Origin of the sequence: Lactobacillus sp. W8093, assembly GCF_016100925.1 — a bacterium.
Classification (GTDB): domain Bacteria; phylum Bacillota; class Bacilli; order Lactobacillales; family Lactobacillaceae; genus Lactobacillus; species Lactobacillus helsingborgensis.
The window spans coordinates 35,077-52,967 of sequence record NZ_JACFRL010000001.1; the positions used below are offsets into that span (position 1 = coordinate 35,077).

The following is a 17,891-nucleotide window of genomic DNA, read 5'->3' on the forward strand; positions in this document are numbered from 1 at the left end:
TTATAATCTAATTTTAATAATGCTGCTAATACCAATCGATTAGATCCTTATCAATATAATAAAAAGGTATGTCTTTAGATATTGTCAAACTTTCTTTTGTGGTGAATTCAATTACAACCAAAATTAAATTCATTTCCGTGACAAGACTAGCTAACTCCTGCCACTCCTGTTCTTCTAAGTAATGAGCTACATTACAAATAACAGGAACTAGTTTTAAATTACAAGTTTGGTAAATTTTTAAAACCGTTTCTATTATACCATAAGGATTTACTAGCATGTTATTATCTATATGAATTTCTGCGAATTTAAGAAGCTTTTTTAAGTCTTCGTCGAAATCGATTGCTAGAGGTAAATCTTCAAGTAAAAGTGAATCCTGCAAGGTTGACTCTAAATTATAAAAAGACTTAATCACTTTATTGCGATTTTCTTCGTCTAAATTTTTCAGATAACTACTTACAATATGGGGCATATACTTTTTAGTAATATCCCCACTAAGCATTGGATCACCAATAAAATCAAAAGTTTTACTTACATCAAGGGGACTATAATCATCCTCTGAACAAATTAACAGCTTATTTTTTCCTTGAAAGCCTTGAACTATATCACGGTACGCAATTGGGCTTTGTAATCCAATAACTTTTATTCCTGCATCTTTAAATACCCATTTTTTATGAGTTGCATAAGTTAAAATCATAAAATTATCGTCCTATCTGAAGTATTACGCACATCATCAATTGGCTTTCCAACTAAAAAATGCATGTCATTATATTGCTTTTCTGTTACCATAAGCGATTGCACTAGTCCTCCGCGAGGCAAAAATTTTCTAATACGATTTTCCAAAAACTTAGCCGTTTGTCTAGTAACACAGACTCTCACATATACTGAAAATTGAACCATCAGAAAACCTTCATTAATCAACTTTTTATGAAATTGGCGATATTCTTTTCGTTCTTCAGCTGTTTCTGTTGGTAAATCAAACATTATCATTAAGCGCATTATTCGGTACCTCATTAGTTAAACTCATCTCCATTTCTGGCAATTCTTTCCTATCCCCACTCAGAAACTTTAAACATTCCCTCGTATAAACCGTAATGGCATTTGTTAAAAGAGTACTTTTTCCATTAAACTTTATTTCTAAACTTAAAAGTTCAACTAAGCCATACTTAATATCTGGAGTTAGTTCTTTAATTCTTTCATGAGCCTTAACCCAATAATCAACAAATGGTCTAAATGGTTCCATTAGATCCGAAGCTAAATTAAACTGGTTTTCTTGCGAACAGTGGTGAATACCAAAATATGTCAGATAGCCATTCATTACAATTTCACGGTTAAAACTAGAAAGCAAAATAGCATAACCATAATCTAATGCTGCATTGACTGCACTGGTATCACGTCTAACAAAGTTTTTATCAAATAAAAGCATAAAGTATTTACGCGCTGCAATTGCCTCGCGATTAGTTTCATCATTAATTTCCAACTGATCCAGTTCATTTTGAACATCATCTTTAGCCAAATGATAATTTTCTAAAACTGCAATCTGATTTTTGATCTTTTGACTAACAATCTTTGTCCACAATAATTCTTTTAAATGCTCATCCCAATTAAACTGCTCCTTTAACTTAGCTATATTTCTTGTTCCCGGATAATAAACAGCTGTTTCAACAACTGGATTGTCTTTTTCATCAACAAATATAATTTTGGTTTGATTCTGCGCCAACTTACTAATAAGTGCACTAGTTATCACTGCCTGTGTAGTTGAAACAAGCAATAAATTAATATCCTCAATTGGAATTTGATTTATCCCATCACGAGTTTGAACAATCATCATTTGCATTGAATATGTTAATTTTGCATGCTGCGTGATGATTACTGATCTCCATCCCATATTTCCTCCTTGTATTTCTGAAAATAAATGTTATACTTGTATTGTTGGTTAGCTACCAACGATCTAATCATTATTGATCTAACAACCAGATTTAAAATCAAACGATGTACTTTTGTACAAGTTTCAACGCGGTATTATTACCGTCCTGCCTCAGCTCTATAGCGGAGGTTTTTTTATACATAAAAATAGGGAACCGGATTTTTCGTTTCCCTATTTTGTTTTATAAATCAGCTATCTTAACCCGTTTTTCAAAAAGACCGGTTGGAGATTGAAAAATTAGTATTGCATTTGGAGACAATGTGATACCGGAAGGCGATTGCATTAACCCAAACGGAGTCTTAATTCCTAAATTTTTCAAACTGGGAACAACTAGATTATCATGTAATCCGTTTAATATATTACTCAAAGTAATTTTTTTATCATTGACGGTTAAATCAAGAAACTTTTCTCTTCCTAGATGCAAACTATTTCTGAACTTATTAACATCAAACAATGGTAGATACTGATCAACCTTCTGCAAAATCTCGTCATATGCTTTTACCAATAATTGATCTTGATCTTCACTCTTTTTCAAGTTATCTGTCACTATTCTCATCGTTTCTTGAGAAAGTGTCAGTTGCTTAGCATTCGTTTCATATTTTGCAGAATAAAGCATAAACTTTTTATTGCCGTCTAAGACAACTTGCTTAAATGGCACGTGATCTTTTATTACTCTAAAACTTTTAACGTCACGCTTAGACTTGCCTTTATTATCAAACATAATCTGGGGCTCAAGTACTTGGTGGAGTTCCTCCTTATAATTTCCTTGTTTTTTAGCCTGTTTTAAGCTTGTAAGAGCGCGCATCGGAACACCAATAACTTTATAGATAGATTCTTTTGTTTTCTCAATCTTCACAATTACCATATATGCATCAGTGTTACCGCTATAACCACCATAAATTTTCGGGTCGAGTCCATTACCTTTAGGAATCAACTTTCTAGTCTTTTTGCGATCACGTTCTCCTCGAGGATAAACAGTCATGTTGAACATACTGCTATTTTCAGTGTTGGTTTCTCTTGAAACCAGCATGTATTTGTAATTATATGCTTTTCTTAATTTATCAAAAATATCAGGATGCTTATAAAAGACTATCCGATCACTATTATTTTCTTTAATTTCTTCTGGAGCTTTACGCTCAGAATTATCTTTTTGCAGTAATGGCCACATAAAAGTAAAGCCCTTGAAGTACTTGATAACTTCTTTTTGCAAGTCTGGATTTTGACTAAACTTTTTATACTTACCATAAACAAAGTAGGGACGATACTTAGGATAAACTTGGTACAAAAAATTACCACAAATAATTGAAAGGTAAGCATCGATTGCATGATGATAGTCGTTTACTTCACGACTCTTGTACAAGTTTAGACGCTGACGCAGAGCCGAGTTGTCTCCGGCTTTAACCGTAATAATTTCAGCATCAGGATATTTATTCTGCAAAATAACTGACACTAGTTTAATAATTTGACTTGTTTCTACAAGTTGTCTATTAATAAAACCAGACTTTTGAAATTTATTTAGCCTATCTGGATCAAGTAATAGGTTACCTAGCTTATGTTTATTTATGATGCCAGCTTTTTGCCAGTGTTTCCACATTTCACCTACCGTCATCTTCAAGTCTGAAACGTAATTATTGGCAAAGCGCTTATATGGCACATCATCTGATTTTTCTGCATTTAGCGGCGTAGCAGTTAATACTCTGTTATCAAAGGAATCATCTTTAATAAATGACTGTGGCAAAATATGATCGATCTGATAATTTGTCGATACTTCATCGATATTGATTTTTTTACCGGTATAAGCATCGCGTCCAGCTTGCATAAAATATAAGAAGTACTTATCTTTAAGCAATTTACGGCTAGTCATCGCTTCCTTTAAGCTATCAGTCAACTTTTGATCTACCAGTTCACCAGCGGTTTCTTGATATGCCTTGAGTAATTTAGTACCACGAATATGTGATAATTGGGGATTTTTATCCGGATCACGTGTAAATTCAATCGCAAATTGTGCAGGTTTCTTACCACCAGCTGCTTTTACAACATCAGCTGCTACTTTAACAACCTGCCTAATAGCTTTTTTGTTAGCAGGAGAGGTATAAGCATCAGCCAGAATTTCTTCAACACCATTTACTTGAGTAACATTTTGATTTTCCTTAGCAATTGCTTCTTTAAACTCTGGTTCATTCACAATCTGCATAAAGTTCTTTTGGCTATCCCACAGTTGCTCCATAATGTTCTGACCATTTGTATCATGTAATTCAACTAGGAGTTTACGCGATAATCTGCCCCAACCTTGCAGGCGCCAGTTCGCAATTGCTTTAAATTGTTCACGTGTTAGCCATTTAAATTCTGCATGCAACTTATCTTGAAAAATCTTTTTATCCTCAAAAATAGATGAATACTCAATTATTTTTTCAAAGTCTTTTTGATATTGTGGGTCTGCTAATTCCTTATCAAACACGTGTAAGTTTTTGAGATGGCAATAACTCGCAAGACTGGAATTAAATTTAGTTGGATCCGCCAGTCCCTTAATTTCTACAGACGGTAAATGGAGATTTTGCTTTAAATAACTTGTCAAAGATTTTTCTGTGACAGTTTTCTTTTCTTCAAAAAGGTCATTGAAAATCTGTTGCTTGAGGTCAACACCAATTCTGCTGCCATTAATTCTAATATTATTAAGCTCATTTAAAACTTCAAATCTTTGATAAAGCAAACTATTAGCAGGCAAAACATCTTCACCTAAAAGATAAGTATCCTTAATAATCATGCGTTTAATAAACTTGTTGGCGGATTCTTGCCGGTCTACTTTTTGTTCAAAATTCCACGGAGTGATTTGACCATCTTCTTTTCTGACCATCCAGGCAAAGTTCTTACCAGAAGTTTTTTCCTGTTCATCAGCTGTAATCATCGGTCCCACATAATAAGGCACTCTGAATCTGACCAGTTCATCTAATTTGTACGGTGCTTGTTTACGGTGATCTTCTACCGGGTTTTCTGCAGCTAAGAAGGGGTAATACTTACTTTGATTAGCTATAATCTTATCCAGTTCAATTTGATGCAGCTGAAACGGAATTACACCATTACTATTCGTCCGCTGTTTAGGCATAAAGTTATCTGCAGCTATTTCTTGCGCAATCTTGCGAGCCGGCTCAGAATCATCAAGGTTATCCTTAACTGTTTTATAAAAATCTTCTTTAGTTAAAGCGCCATCCTGCTTAAATTCTGTTTTGGCTTCTAGCAAGCGGCCATGACGATTATTAACGTATAAATCATAGGCTAAAAGCAACTTTTTAGCTATACTGCGATCCTGCAAAGTGTCGATATAAGCTTTTAACAACTTATAATCTTGATGATGCTTATTATATTTTTCTACCATAGATTGTGATAAACTCTTATTTTCATCAACAATAGTACTTAAGGTAATCGCGCTAAACAATTTTTCGATTTCAGCGACAACAGTCTGATCACTTTCATCAAGATCCGGTAATAAGGCATCCAGCTTATCATCTGCATCTGCATCCGAAAGTTTGAATTCCCATTGTGCCTTGTCGCTTTTGTCTATCTCTTTACCTAAGATAGTTTCAAATTGAGTTTTGTAACCCATGATAGCGTTGGCAATCTGCTTAGCCACATTTTTTTCTTCCTTAGCAGTTGAATCAGTTAATAACTTGGCAATTTTCTTGACCTTATCCATCTTATAAACGGTTTTTTCAGCATCCTTGCCACGAATAACAGCCTCAATATCGGCAGCGTTTGCGACATTTAATTCAATAGGACTTTGATCTTCAACTATTTTTTCCGCAAAAGCATTGTTGATTTTCGATAAAATAGGACCTACTTCAATTTTAGAAGCTTCAAAGTCTTTAACAGGAGTGTCTTGCAAAAAATTACCGCGATACTTAACAATGTGGTGGATGGCTAAAAATATTTCACGCAAATCAAATTGACGATCTTCCCTCATTAGTGCGTCGCGCAAATGATAAATAGTTGGATAATCGTGATAAAATTCATGATCTTCCTTAGCTGTCGGAAAGACAATAGCGTGGTATTTTTTCCTGTCCTTATCTAGTGGCGATATCCAAGATTGATGTAAACGCACAAAAAAGGCTGGATCTACTTCGGCCATTGGTTCCGCAAAAAATTCCTCTAATAACCGTAAACGCCACTTTCTGCGCTTAAGGCGCCTTCTAGTAGTCCTAAAACCACGGCGATCTGCAGCAGTAAGCCCTTCATCAAACAAATGAGATCCTATTGCTGTTTTTCCCCTTAACTTCAATAAGTTATTTTTCTTATCAGTTACAGCCCAACCGCAGGAATTGGTCCCGATATCGAGACCTAGAATATAATCTTCTTTAATTTTTCCCATTTTCACTTCTCCTTTTAAAATTTATTTCATTACTATAAGAATATCTCAAACAAAAGTTTAATTCACTAAAATTTTCAAATACTATAATTAATATTTTTATATTTTTCAGCAAAATTATTTTTTTAGTTTTATTTTAAACAAATTTTTGGCGTAAATCGCAAATAAGATATAAGCAGAAGAAAAGTCCAGTTGCCAACTTAAATATGAATTAAAACTCAGTTATTTTAATTTTTTTACGCTAAGAAAGCGTATACTAAGAAAAGGAGGTACATTATGAGACAAATTAAAATTGGTAATACTAACTTCACCGGTTCGGCCATTGCACTGGGAATTATGCGCATGAACAAACTGAGTGTTGACGAAGCTGTTAAAACTTTGGAAACTGCCCATCAAGCAGGAATTAACTATATTGATTCGGCAGACATTTATGGTCATGGCAAATCTGAAGAAGTTTTTGGTGCAGCATTCCAAAAGTCATCGTTAACTCGAGACGATTTTTATATTCAATCTAAGACCGGTATTTATGAAAATCCTAAATTAGATTACAAGACGACAAGATACGATTTTTCTAAAAAGTACTTGATTAAAGCAGTCGACGGCATTCTTTCCCGTATGAAAATTGATTATTTGGACAGTCTGCTACTCCACAGACCTGATGCCTTAATGGACCCTGCAGAAATCGCTGCTGCTTTTGATGAATTGCAAAGAGACGGCAAAGTAAGACACTTTGGTGTATCAAACTTTAACCCGATGCAAGTAGACTTATTGCAAAGTGGAGTCAGTCAAAGACTGTTAATTAACCAATTGCAACTTAGCGTCATGCACACCGGTCCAATCGATTTCAACATTCACACCAATATGACAGATGAGCGCAGTATTGATCATGACCGCGGCGTTTTAGATTATTCACGCTTACACAACATGACTGTCCAAGCATGGTCACCTTTCCAATATGGTCAAATCGAAGGCAACTTTATTGGCAACCCGAAGTTTCCGGAAGTTAACGAAGCCTTGCAAAAAGTAGCTGATCAAAAAGGTGTTTCGAAAAATGCGGTAGCCGCTGCTTGGATCTTACGCCACCCTGCAAATACCCAAGTTATTATCGGAACAATGACGCCAGCCCATATTATTGACAGCGCCAAGGGGGCGGATATTTCCCTTACAGCTCAAGAATGGTATGACATTTATTTAGCTGCCGGTAATGATTTACCATAAACACTTTTAGCTAAAACAAAGAGTCTGGGAAAAAGTGCTCTTTGAAGTTAAATTAAAAAAATTTCACAATTTAAAAAGACCGACAAATCAACGTTTTATTGACGTTACTTGTCAGCCTTTTTGTTAGGTTAGAGTTTTTTCCCAGACCCTTTTATTTATTTTGCTCTTCTGGCATAACTGTTGGGTATCTTGAGCTTGTTACGGTACTTCGCTATGACGCGCCTACTTAAAAAGACATCATGTTTAGCAAAAATTTCCACTAACTGCTGGTCACTAAGTGGCGCACGGGTATTCTCTTTTCTAATAATTTTGCACAAGTCATATTCTACGCGGGCTTGTGATAAATCGGTAGTGACTTCCCGCGGAAATAGCATTTTAAAACTAAAAATTTTATTTTGACACTGGATGTATTTATCCTTGATAGCCCTGCTAATCGTACTTGGTGCCAGGTTCAACGCCTGTGCGGTTTCTTTTAAGCCCAGCGGTTTTAATTCTTTTTTGTGCATTGTTGTCAAAAATTCATACTGAAACTGACCAACAAATTCACCCAGCCGCATAATAGTCTTCTGCCGTTCCGCAATTGCATTCTTCATTTCCTCATAACGCTGTTTTTGCTGGGAAAAATATTTATTTTCATCTGCCTGCTCTTTTAATTCATTAAAGGCTTGCTCATCAAAAACCATTTCCGGTATCTGACTTTGTAAATTCTCAATCATTAAGTGCCTGTCATTTACTTTATAAATAAGGTCAGGAAGTAAATATTGCGTGTTTTTTCCAGTCACATAATCACTTGCCGGTGTAGGATCTAAAGTCTGAATACTGGCTAATGCTGCAGTTAGTTCCGTCTCCGAAAACACAGAATCATGCCATTGATTTGGATCAGCTAATATTTCTAACTGTTTATTGAGCAAAATTTCAAGGGCAACAGAATTAAAGTGAGGTTTGTGTCGCGCTTGAAGCAAGAGACATTCATTTAGGTCGACAGCGCCAATGCCGCATGGGTCAAGACTTTGAAGCAATTTCTTCGCTCTAGTTAAGTTTTCAAGCGAAAACTCACTATGCTCAATAATTTTAGTCAAGCTCACTCTTAAATAGCCATCTTCATCCAGATGATAGATCAACATTTTGACCGCACGTTTTTCCCAATCATGCCAATCACTCAAATCAACCTGCATCAGCAAATGGTCCACTAGATTTTCTCCCTCAGGTGCACGTAACCATTCCAGATTTTGCATCGCGTCACCTTGCGGTTCACGTAAAAAAACAAAGGGATCGCTGGCACTTAATTCTTTCATTGCCTTAATTAAATCATGGGTACTATATGAAAGAACCGTCAGATTCTGCCTTAACTTGGGCGACAAAAAAAGCCGTGACACTAACTGCTCTTTTGGTTTCAATACCATTTTTTGCAATCGTGTCATCGGCTTTTCTCCTTAATGAACCTAAATACTTACTAATTGAATTTCCATGACATTCTTATTCATAGACAGATCTTCAATTATATTTGCATAATCAATAGAACGTGGGGTTTCTATATCATATATATTAACATAGGTTATATCATTTAAGTTTTGCGTGACTTTAAAATTTACGTTGACAACAGTAATATTATGTTTCTTAAAATAATCGTTGATAAATTCTTTTGTTTCTACTTTGTGCTTATATTTTATCTCCAGCTTTTTCATTGGATGAATGTGGATCAATCTTTTTGAAAAAACCAAAACTATAATTACTGCTATTGCTCCTACTACTCCAATTGCATAATCACCCATACCTAAAGCCAATCCTATTCCAGCAACTGCCCATAAACTGGCAGCGGTAGTCAGTCCTAAGATAGTCCGGTGCTGAACCAAAATAGTTCCTGCTCCCAAAAATCCTATTCCCGAAACAACCTGTGCAATTAAACGAGCTTCATCTGCCCTGACAACACCCGCCATTTTGGGCTGTGCGTTTGCTATCTGTAGAGCATCAAAACCAATCTTTTTTTGAATTAAAGCGATTATACAAGCACCAACACAAACTAAAACATGGGTTTTTATTCCTGCTGGTCTATTTTTATGTTCTCGATCAAAACCAATAACACTTGCAATTACGATAGATAAAGCTAATCTAGCAATAATTTCCGGCAGTGTCACGGCTATATCCAATTAAACCACTCCAATTAATCCTAAAATAATTGCTAAAACAAGTACTCCTAATAAAATCCAGTTAACATTAACCTTTTTAGACAAAAGCCAGTAGCAGCCAAGAGTAACCAGTAAAGGTACTAATCCTTTCCACAATTGGTCAAGGTATGTCTGAATTAAAATTGGCTTGCCGCCAGTAATCGGAATATTTAACTTAGACTTAAATTGCACCATTGTCGCCGTCATACAGCCGATCATCATTAATCCTAAAGTTGAAGCAGCCTTATTCAGTAACTTCATACTGCCACTTTCATACATATTTTGAATAAAAGTGTCACCCAAAGTGAAGCCCATGTATGTTAAGTAATACCTCGTTAAAATTGACGGTACATTATAAATTATTAAGAAAAGAAGTGGTCCCAAGATAGAGCCCTGACTGGCCAGACTAATACCAACACCGGCAGCGATAACTCTCAATACTCCCCAGAAAATTGAATCGCCGATACCAGATAATGGCCCCATTAAGGAAGTTTTGATCGCAACCGTGGTTTCAGGGTCAAAATTAGGATCTTGGGCAGTCTTTTTTTCCATTGAAGCAACTAGTCCCATTACAAAAGTACCCACATTTTGCGTAATATTGTACCAAGTTGTATGGCGCATCATTGCTTTACGGTGACCATCTTTGTCATTTTTATAGTATTCATCAAGAGCGGGCATAATTGAATACATGAAACCAGGGGCGTGGGCTTTAGTTGCTCCTACCCGGCTGGCAAAAACTGTGAATGAACGCCAAAAAATTCGATTAATTATTTTCTTGTCTGTCGGTGATACATCTTTAGTTAATTTCATGAGAAAAAGTCCTCCTCTTCTTGTTCAGCAGCTGTTTCAGTATTCTTGGTCTGATTTTCATTATGTGGCATAGCCACCATTTCTTTTTGCTTATTTTCAATGTCCATGATTTGCTTATCACGGATCCATTGAATAACAACAATAATGATGCCGACCGCAGCCACAGCGACTGATGGCAAATTCATATATGCAGCTAAGATAAAACCTAAAAAGTAGTATGGTGAAAGTTGCTTACTCCATAACATTCTCATCAAGATAGCAAAACCAACGGCAGGGAGCAATCCACCGGTTGCTGCCAAACCAGCCATTAGGTTGGCAGGAATTTTCGCAACTAATTGTTGCACTGGACGAGCACCGGCTAAAACTGCGAAGAATGTAACTAATGAAAAGATAAAATAATTCAAAAACCACATCCCAAAATGAAGTCTGGTTAAGCCCTTAGAATTATCATCACTAGCTACTTTATCAACCAGCGGCGCAAAAATATTCATCACTACGTTCTTCATAAACATTAAGATAAATGCCGCAAAAACTCCGATGGGCACAGCTAAAGCCAAGGCTGCTTTCGTGTTAACCCCTAAAGTAATTGCAAAAGTAGTTGCCAATACTGTAGCAGTAACAGGCTCAGCCGAGAGCGCACCACCAATATCAACGGCGCCCATGAAAATAGCTTCAAGAGATGCTCCGATTAAGATACCGGTTCTCATATCTCCCATAATTAAGCCCATAATTGTACCAACCACTAATGGTCGCTCAATCATTGTTTGACCCCAGAGCCAGTTTCCGCCTAAGCAGATAAAAACACAGAGGGCTGCCAGAAAGGCTGTTTGTAACATAATTTACCTCCTTCAAAGTTAAGTCATTATTTGTTTTTCAATAAGGTTTTAATTGGTGTCTTAGCGTTACTTGGCACCACTTGGTTAAAGACAGGAATATCTAAACTAGCCAGTTCTTTTAAAGACTCTAATTCATCTTGCGACAGCATTAAGGTTGAAGAAAGCTGAACCGCATCATTGGCGTCTTTGGCAAAGCGGCCAACGTTAGCAACGTTTATTCCTTCAATATCCTTAACGTTTTGGGCAATTTTCAGTGCATCTTTAACGCTATTGGTCAGAGCAAAAATTCTCATATTGGCGCCCTTAGGATTGTTAAAAACTTTAATAGCATCATCAACTGTTCTAATTAGCAGTTTTTTACCCGTTGGCGTTGCCATTTTTAGCGTCATCTGGACCATTTGATTATTAGCTGCATTATCGTTAGCTACAATAATTCCTGGTGTATTCAGTTCTTTGGTCCAAACTAATGCAACTTGACCGTGAATTAAACGGTCATCTACTCTAAGTTGTGCAATCATTTTATTTCTCCTTATCCAAAAAATTCATCTTCTTGAGTGCTCGACTCATCACCATCATTAAGTTGAAACAGTTCAACTTGACTTTGATTAATTAAATCTTGCAAATGTTCTTTCGTAAGCTTTTCATTGTCTAAAAAGACTGCCAATACAACTGCAAGGTTGGTTTGAGTAACAATAAAAATGTCTTTTTCTTGGGCCGCCTTTAAAACAACTTTCTGATTTACACTACCTCCCTTTAAATCAGTAAAAATGACGGCTGGACGTTTAGCGTTTTGAATAAAATCCGTAATTTGCTTCGTATAATCAGATTTATCAACATACGCATCAATCACCTGAATCTTTTTTGCCATTCCCGTTAAAATATCAATGGAACTTTTTAAGCCGCTGGCAAAATGTCCGTGACTGGCAATTAATATGTCTGTCATCTTGTCACTCCTTTTCCTAAATCAATCATCACTAGCTCTTTAGCAAAAGACGTGCCAAGTAATGTAAAGCCCGAAATTAAGGCAATAAAAAAGAAGTGTTTAAAATCTAAATACTTCTTTTTGCAGTATTAAACACTTTTAAATGAACTGTTTAAACAACTCGTACAACAATGACATTTCATAACTAGAAACCTTAATGTTATATTTGATTTCAATAGGCTGAAAAATACTCTTGGTAATTTTAAAAAAGCCTTTTTCTTTGTCTGACTTGGGTTCAACTTCGACTTCAGTCGTGTTGTGCATCATTGAACGTTCAATCATCAGGGCAATGTGCATGTATAAGTTTAATTTAACCTTGCCATCTAACCTTAAATTATAAAAGTCCTCGTATTTTTTATTAATGGTTTCCACTTCACTTAAAACTACATCGGGATTTAAAAAACTTAAACGTTCAGAGATACCCTCTTTAGAAAAGAACCGCAGTAATTGGTTGTTGAAGTTCTCCATCTGCTTTGAGGTCAGATAAGGAGAAAGCCATTTTTTCAACTTGTTTTCACCACTGGAATCCAGTATGTCATATAGATTCATGTGGTTAAATTTAACTTTTTCCGTTAAATCAATAGTAGTCAACACAAATAAAGTTCGGTCAAAGTAGGACCATTTTTTGCCGGCAATTTTTTCTTTTAGTGAATTATAGCCTAAGGGGATCACCTTTATGCTGGCGGGTAAATAGTCCCGAATGATATCACTAATTTTCTCAGCTATACCAAAACCGGAAATACACGAGACTAAGATGTTCATTGACTGAGAAAAGCCTTCGTAATATTTGACCCCAATGTCATAGTCTTTATCGGCCTTTTCTGCAATTTGTTTAAAAGGTAAATTCTGCTTCATTTTGAGTGCTAAATCTAAAGCAGTTAAAGTCGTCAAATTATTGACGACTAATAAATCACCATCTAATTGTGCACTGATTTGACTATAGAGTTGGCTCAGCGATCCCATATCAACCATTAATATGAAACCATTAGTGGTATTAAAACTGCTGATCAACTTATTAGCTTCATTAATAATTGTCGCAATGTCGGCATCAATAGGCATATCAATCGCATCAAAAACATAATTGCCGCATAGGGAATTTACCACAGCCTGAATGCTGGTTGCCGTGCTTTCTCCATGTGCCACCATTAATCCGCGCAGCTGAATATTTTCATCCACGTGATCACTTAAAAGTAATGCTAAAATTAATGCTAAACTGGTTTGACTTTCCTCATCAAGAACGGATAATTTTTCATAAAATTTACTGGCAACATGCAGCGATCTTGGTAAATGAGTAGTTATAACTTCTGTGAGTTTTTCTTTGTCGCAGTTGGGTTTAAAATGGCGCTCATACAGAACATACATGACCGGTTCCAAATAGTCCGTTTTATTCAAGCCGTACTGGTTGGTGATGATTTTTTTAAAAAGATAGTTGTGTTGCACATGCAATCCTGATGCCAGCATCCCTTGCGTAATAAATTTATTAAGCGCCTGAATCTGTAAACGACAGGCATTTAAATTGGCATTGGTAAAATCCGTGCTAAGTTTTTGTAAAGAAGAAGTTATTTCTAATAGTTTCGCGGTCAAACTAATACGTGGTACATACTGGGCTTTTTCATTAGGATCAACTGTCAAGGCACCATAATCTTTAAAATGCGGCAAAGAAGCCAAATCCAAGTCTTTTAGTTTTAAGGTGATTGTTTCCGAACTACTACTGTCATGATAGGCTGTGGCACAAGAAACTTTCACAATATTTTTCAAATAGCCGATATTACCAGTATGCTTTAGCTGTAAAAGTGCTGAAACTACCTTTTGGTCAATTACAATTTTTTTATTTATCTTATGAGCTTCATGCAAAAATAGCGAATTAATTAGTTGCAGCCGTTCATCAATTGGACGCTCAATATAATCCGGTAATTTTATGCGGACAGGAATGCGTCTCAAAAATGTGGGCAACAAAACAGCTTCCGGCTTTTCGGTTGTTGCCATAATCAACCTGACATTTGCTTTACAAGCGTGAGCATTATCGCCCATTTTGTAAAATTCGCCAGAATCAATAAAGCTAAAGAGTTTTTCTTGATTTTCACTACTGAGCCTGTGTACTTCATCTAAAAACAAATAGCCGCCATCGGCTTCTTTTAATAATCCCTCTTTATCCGTGTCTGCACCGGTAAAAGCTCCTTGAACATAGCCAAAGAGCATACTGGACACAAGTTCAGGGTTATTGGCATAATTGGCACAGTTTAAAACGATGTACGGAGCCTTTTCGCCAATCACGCCTATTTCCTTAGAATATGTGTATAATTTACTGGCTAAAAAGCTTTTTCCTACGCCTGACTTACCGGTAATCAAGACGTTTAACCCAGCAGGTGGATAAGCAGCCGCCGCACTAATTTGTGCGATTGCCTTTTTAAGCGAGCCACTATTTCCTATCACGTTCTTAAAAGCTGCTTGATCAGAAAAATTGGCAGCAGAAATTTTAGCCCACCTAACTGGTCTTTGAGTAATTTTTTGTACTTTCTTGTCTTTAAGCAATTGATTTAAATAGTGACTAACTACTGATCTGGATAAATTTAGTTTCTCAGCTAGTTCGCTGGTCGCAATTGTCACGTTATCCGGTAATTCATCTAATTGCTTTAGTACTCTTTCTTTAGCTGCCTTCATGTTTATCTCCCCCATGTTTTTATTATCTGTATTATAACGATTAAAAAGAGCGCTTACTAATCAATTTTGGCAGAAGTTCATAAAGTAGAATTGTTTTGGCTATTGCTGAACCTGCTACTTGAGAAATGCTAAAAGATGCTTCTATAGCGGGTTTCGTAAATCGGCGGCAAAATTTTACTACTTATATCACTAGAACTTTTTTGCTCCAATATCTAGCAAGATTTTATTTTTAAACTAAATAAAAGTAAAATTAATACTTGACTTTAATTTTTTATTTTTTTATAATGCGATTATCGAAGTTGGAGGTAAGTTTTAATGATTACTTTTAGTAAACAGCTAAATAATCGTTATTACCTTAGCTACTATAGATAAGTGTTTGGGTTCATCTAGATGAATTCAAACGAAACTCAAGTTTGAATTTATCTATGATGGCTAGGCTCTTTTAGTATGGTTAGCCACATAGCTTTCTAAGTGGCTAACCACACCCAATCATTTTGGCAATTTAATTCCTGTGTACCCGCTTAGAAGTAAGTGGGTATTTTTTATGGAGGCACAAGATGCATTTGAGAAAATTAGTTGCAGGAATTACAATTATAGGATTGATGACGTTAGGCGGTTGCAGCAGTAAAAAAGCAGACAAATCCGCCACTGAAGTTAAACATGTCGGTGTGTTGCAAGTAGTGCAACACCCTTCTTTAGACAAGGCATACAAAGGTTTCAAAAAAGGACTAAAAGAAGAAGGCTTCGTTGAAGGCAAAAATCTCAAGATTGATTATCAGAATGCGCAAAATAATCAAGATAATTTAAAGAGTATGAGTGAAAAACTAGTCAACGAAAAGTCCGATTTGATTTTAGGTATTGCAACACCAGCTGCTCAGAGTGTGGCTAATGCTACGCAAAAAATTCCTACTGTTGTTACCGCAGTTACTGATTTAAAAGCAGCCAAACTCGTTAATTCAGATGAAAAACCGGGCAGGAATATTACGGGAACAACAGATATGGTATCAATTAAACGCCAGATTAAGTTGCTGCTGTCAATTGTGCCGAAAGCTAAAACTATCGGTATCATGTACAACGCAGGTGAATCAAACTCCAAAATTCAGGCTGACTTAGCAACAGCTGCACTGAAAAAGGCAGGAGTGAAAGTTTTAATTAAAACAGCAAATACGACTAACGATGTCCAACAAGTAACAGAAACTCTGGCTTCAAAAGTTGACGGTATTTTCGTTCCTACTGATAATACCTTTGATTCAGCAGCTTCAGTAGTTGGCAAAGTAGTTAAAGAAAAGAAAGTTCCTTTAGTAGCAAGTTCAGTTGATCAAGTTAGAACTGGTGGTTTGGCCTCAATCGGAATTGATTACGAACTACTAGGCGAACAAACTGGCAAAATGGCTGCCAAAATTTTATCTGGTAAGGCTAAACCAGCGAACATGCCGGTCGAAAAAGCACATGATATGAAATTAGTGGTAAACAAGAGCATGGCCAAGGCACTGGGAATTGATCCCAAGTCAATTAAAGCTCCTAAATAATTTTTTGTAAGACGTTTAAAAGACCGCACAGAAGCGGTCTTTTAATTTAAGGAAAAATATAATTAAACACAATTTTTAAAATAATACTTTATTATTTCTTGACATTTTCTTCTTTATTTTTTATAATCTTCTCATTAAGGTTGGAGGTTGATCTTAATGAAATATTATATTAAACACGTCTCACAACTGAATAATCGTTATTACTTTAGCTATTTTAGATAGGGTTTGGGTTCATCAAGATGAATTCAAACCAGATTCAAGTTTTGAATTTATCTATGATGGCTAGAGTCCTTTAGTTGCGGTTAGCCACATAGCTTTCTAAGTGGTTAATCACAATTGATTATTAATCAAAATAATAACTTGTACACCCACTTAGGAATAAGCGGGTGTTTTTATGTTACTGATAGTTAGATGGAGGAAAAGAAAATGCGGATCAAAAAAATAGTCATGGGAATAACTTTAGCGGGATTATTACTGCTAGGAGGCTGCAGCAGCAAAAAAACCGGCAGCACTTCAACTGTTAAACATGTGGGAATTTTGCAAGTAGTGCAGCACCCGTCTTTAGATGAAGCCAACAAAGGTTTTAAGGAAGGCTTAAAAGAAGAAGGTTACGTTGAAGGTAAAAATCTCAAGATTGATTACCAAAATGCCCAAAACAGTCAAGACAATTTAAAGAGTATGAGTGAAAAACTGGTTAATGAAAAATCAGATTTAATATTGGGTATTGCGACACCAGCAGCACAAAGTGTAGCTAACGCTACGCAGGATATCCCAATCGTGGTTACTGCTGTAACCGACCTAAAGGCGGCTAAACTGGTTAATTCAGATGCTAAGCCGGGGCGTAATGTTACGGGTACAACCGACATGGTTTCAATTGATAAACAAATCAGACTGCTTTTATCAATTGTGCCTAAAGCTAAAACAATCGGGATTATGTACAATGCTGGTGAAGCCAATTCCAAAATTCAGGCAGACTTAGCTATTAAGTCACTTAAAAAAGCTGGCGTTAAGGTCGTAGTTAAGACGGCTAATACCACTAATGATGTTCAACAAGTAACAGAAACATTAGCTGGTAAAGTCCAAGGCATTTATGTTCCTACAGATAATACCTTTGCCTCAGCTTCTTCAATTATTGGTAAAGTAGTCAAAGAAAAGAAAATTCCTTTAGTTGCCGGTTCAACTGATCAAGTAAAAACTGGTGGTTTGGCTTCTATCGGAATTGATTATGAAGCTCTTGGTAAACAAACTGGCAAAATGGCTGCCAAAATTTTATCTGGTAAGGCAAAACCTAAAGATATGCCAGTTGAAAAAGCTACAGATCTAAAATTAGTTGTTAATAAAAAGATGGCTAAAGCCCTTGGAATTGACCCTGCTTCAATTAAAGCACCTAAGTAAATTAAAGAAAG

At 36.0% G+C, this 17,891-nt stretch carries 14 protein-coding genes; 3 read left to right on the plus strand and 11 right to left on the minus strand.

Going from position 1 to position 17,891, the window contains the following annotated elements; translation table 11 throughout:
* Nucleotides 1-25: 25 nt before the first annotated feature.
* The 4 genes from csn2 to cas9 form a co-directional block, all read right to left on the minus strand.
* Entirely contained in the window at nucleotides 26-694 is a 669-nt protein-coding gene (gene csn2 / locus H3T47_RS00145; RefSeq protein WP_199282153.1) for a type II-A CRISPR-associated protein Csn2, read from the minus strand.
* Entirely contained in the window at nucleotides 691-996 is a 306-nt protein-coding gene (gene cas2, locus H3T47_RS00150; protein ID WP_109918025.1) for a CRISPR-associated endonuclease Cas2, read from the minus strand. The genes csn2 and cas2 overlap by 4 nt, the downstream gene beginning before the upstream one ends.
* On the minus strand, nucleotides 974-1,885 hold the full coding sequence (cas1, locus tag H3T47_RS00155; protein WP_199282154.1) for a type II CRISPR-associated endonuclease Cas1: 912 nt from the start codon (nucleotides 1,883-1,885) through the stop codon (nucleotides 974-976). The genes cas2 and cas1 overlap by 23 nt, the downstream gene beginning before the upstream one ends.
* A gap of 220 nt (nucleotides 1,886-2,105) precedes the next feature.
* The gene (gene cas9 / locus H3T47_RS00160) at nucleotides 2,106-6,287 is read right to left on the minus strand and encodes a type II CRISPR RNA-guided endonuclease Cas9 (RefSeq protein WP_199282155.1); all 4,182 of its coding nucleotides are present in this window, start codon (nucleotides 6,285-6,287) and stop codon (nucleotides 2,106-2,108) included.
* A 273-nt stretch (nucleotides 6,288-6,560) separates the two neighbouring features.
* Between cas9 and H3T47_RS00165 the strand changes: the two genes are divergently transcribed.
* On the plus strand, nucleotides 6,561-7,502 hold the full coding sequence (locus H3T47_RS00165) for an aldo/keto reductase family oxidoreductase (protein WP_109918021.1): 942 nt from the start codon (nucleotides 6,561-6,563) through the stop codon (nucleotides 7,500-7,502).
* A gap of 155 nt (nucleotides 7,503-7,657) precedes the next feature.
* On the opposite strand, the gene rpoN is transcribed toward H3T47_RS00165, so the two are convergent.
* The 7 genes from rpoN to H3T47_RS00200 all read right to left on the minus strand — a co-directional run bounded on the left by rpoN (nucleotide 7,658) and on the right by H3T47_RS00200 (nucleotide 14,956).
* Complete coding sequence (gene rpoN, locus H3T47_RS00170) at nucleotides 7,658-8,923, minus strand: RNA polymerase factor sigma-54 (protein WP_199282156.1); 1,266 nt, start codon at nucleotides 8,921-8,923, stop codon at nucleotides 7,658-7,660.
* A gap of 21 nt (nucleotides 8,924-8,944) precedes the next feature.
* Nucleotides 8,945-9,649 carry an MgtC/SapB family protein gene (locus H3T47_RS00175; protein ID WP_046326724.1) on the minus strand — a complete coding sequence of 235 codons (705 nt, stop codon included), beginning with the start codon at nucleotides 9,647-9,649 and terminating at the stop codon, nucleotides 8,945-8,947.
* Nucleotides 9,650-10,477, minus strand: coding sequence for a PTS system mannose/fructose/sorbose family transporter subunit IID (locus tag H3T47_RS00180; RefSeq protein WP_199282157.1), 828 nt, complete (start codon nucleotides 10,475-10,477; stop codon nucleotides 9,650-9,652).
* Entirely contained in the window at nucleotides 10,474-11,313 is an 840-nt protein-coding gene (locus tag H3T47_RS00185) for a PTS sugar transporter subunit IIC (protein WP_199282158.1), read from the minus strand. Before H3T47_RS00185 ends, H3T47_RS00180 begins: the two co-directional genes overlap by 4 nt.
* A gap of 26 nt (nucleotides 11,314-11,339) precedes the next feature.
* Nucleotides 11,340-11,831 carry a PTS sugar transporter subunit IIB gene (locus H3T47_RS00190; protein WP_038521252.1) on the minus strand — a complete coding sequence of 164 codons (492 nt, stop codon included), beginning with the start codon at nucleotides 11,829-11,831 and terminating at the stop codon, nucleotides 11,340-11,342.
* A gap of 11 nt (nucleotides 11,832-11,842) precedes the next feature.
* Nucleotides 11,843-12,256: a PTS sugar transporter subunit IIA gene (locus tag H3T47_RS00195; protein ID WP_038521250.1), complete on the minus strand. Its 414-nt coding sequence runs from the start codon at nucleotides 12,254-12,256 to the stop codon at nucleotides 11,843-11,845.
* 138 nt (nucleotides 12,257-12,394) lie between these two features.
* A complete protein-coding gene (locus H3T47_RS00200; RefSeq protein ID WP_199282159.1) occupies nucleotides 12,395-14,956 on the minus strand; it encodes a sigma 54-interacting transcriptional regulator in 2,562 nt (853 codons plus the stop codon).
* 602 nt (nucleotides 14,957-15,558) lie between these two features.
* On the opposite strand from H3T47_RS00200, the gene H3T47_RS00205 reads away from it, so the two are divergent.
* On the plus strand, nucleotides 15,559-16,485 hold the full coding sequence (locus H3T47_RS00205; protein ID WP_370567552.1) for an ABC transporter substrate binding protein: 927 nt from the start codon (nucleotides 15,559-15,561) through the stop codon (nucleotides 16,483-16,485).
* Between the two features lie 426 nt (nucleotides 16,486-16,911).
* Nucleotides 16,912-17,880, plus strand: coding sequence for an ABC transporter substrate-binding protein (locus H3T47_RS00210; RefSeq protein ID WP_305067073.1), 969 nt, complete (start codon nucleotides 16,912-16,914; stop codon nucleotides 17,878-17,880).
* Nucleotides 17,881-17,891 lie beyond the last annotated feature (11 nt).

Excerpts from the sequence above, each read along its gene's own strand:
- csn2 (WP_199282153.1), bottom strand. The coding sequence starts at position 694 with ATGATTTTAACTTATGCAACTCATAAAAAATGGGTATTTAAAGATGCA.
- cas2 (WP_109918025.1), bottom strand. The coding sequence starts at position 996 with ATGCGCTTAATGATAATGTTTGATTTACCAACAGAAACAGCTGAAGAA.
- cas1 (WP_199282154.1), bottom strand. The coding sequence starts at position 1,885 with ATGGGATGGAGATCAGTAATCATCACGCAGCATGCAAAATTAACATAT.
- cas9 (WP_199282155.1), bottom strand. The coding sequence starts at position 6,287 with ATGGGAAAAATTAAAGAAGATTATATTCTAGGTCTCGATATCGGGACC.
- H3T47_RS00165 (WP_109918021.1), top strand. The coding sequence starts at position 6,561 with ATGAGACAAATTAAAATTGGTAATACTAACTTCACCGGTTCGGCCATT.
- rpoN (WP_199282156.1), bottom strand. The coding sequence starts at position 8,923 with ATGACACGATTGCAAAAAATGGTATTGAAACCAAAAGAGCAGTTAGTG.
- H3T47_RS00180 (WP_199282157.1), bottom strand. The coding sequence starts at position 10,477 with ATGAAATTAACTAAAGATGTATCACCGACAGACAAGAAAATAATTAAT.
- H3T47_RS00185 (WP_199282158.1), bottom strand. The coding sequence starts at position 11,313 with ATGTTACAAACAGCCTTTCTGGCAGCCCTCTGTGTTTTTATCTGCTTA.
- H3T47_RS00190 (WP_038521252.1), bottom strand. The coding sequence starts at position 11,831 with ATGATTGCACAACTTAGAGTAGATGACCGTTTAATTCACGGTCAAGTT.
- H3T47_RS00195 (WP_038521250.1), bottom strand. The coding sequence starts at position 12,256 with ATGACAGACATATTAATTGCCAGTCACGGACATTTTGCCAGCGGCTTA.
- H3T47_RS00200 (WP_199282159.1), bottom strand. The coding sequence starts at position 14,956 with ATGAAGGCAGCTAAAGAAAGAGTACTAAAGCAATTAGATGAATTACCG.
- H3T47_RS00205 (WP_370567552.1), top strand. The coding sequence starts at position 15,559 with ATGACGTTAGGCGGTTGCAGCAGTAAAAAAGCAGACAAATCCGCCACT.
- H3T47_RS00210 (WP_305067073.1), top strand. The coding sequence starts at position 16,912 with ATGCGGATCAAAAAAATAGTCATGGGAATAACTTTAGCGGGATTATTA.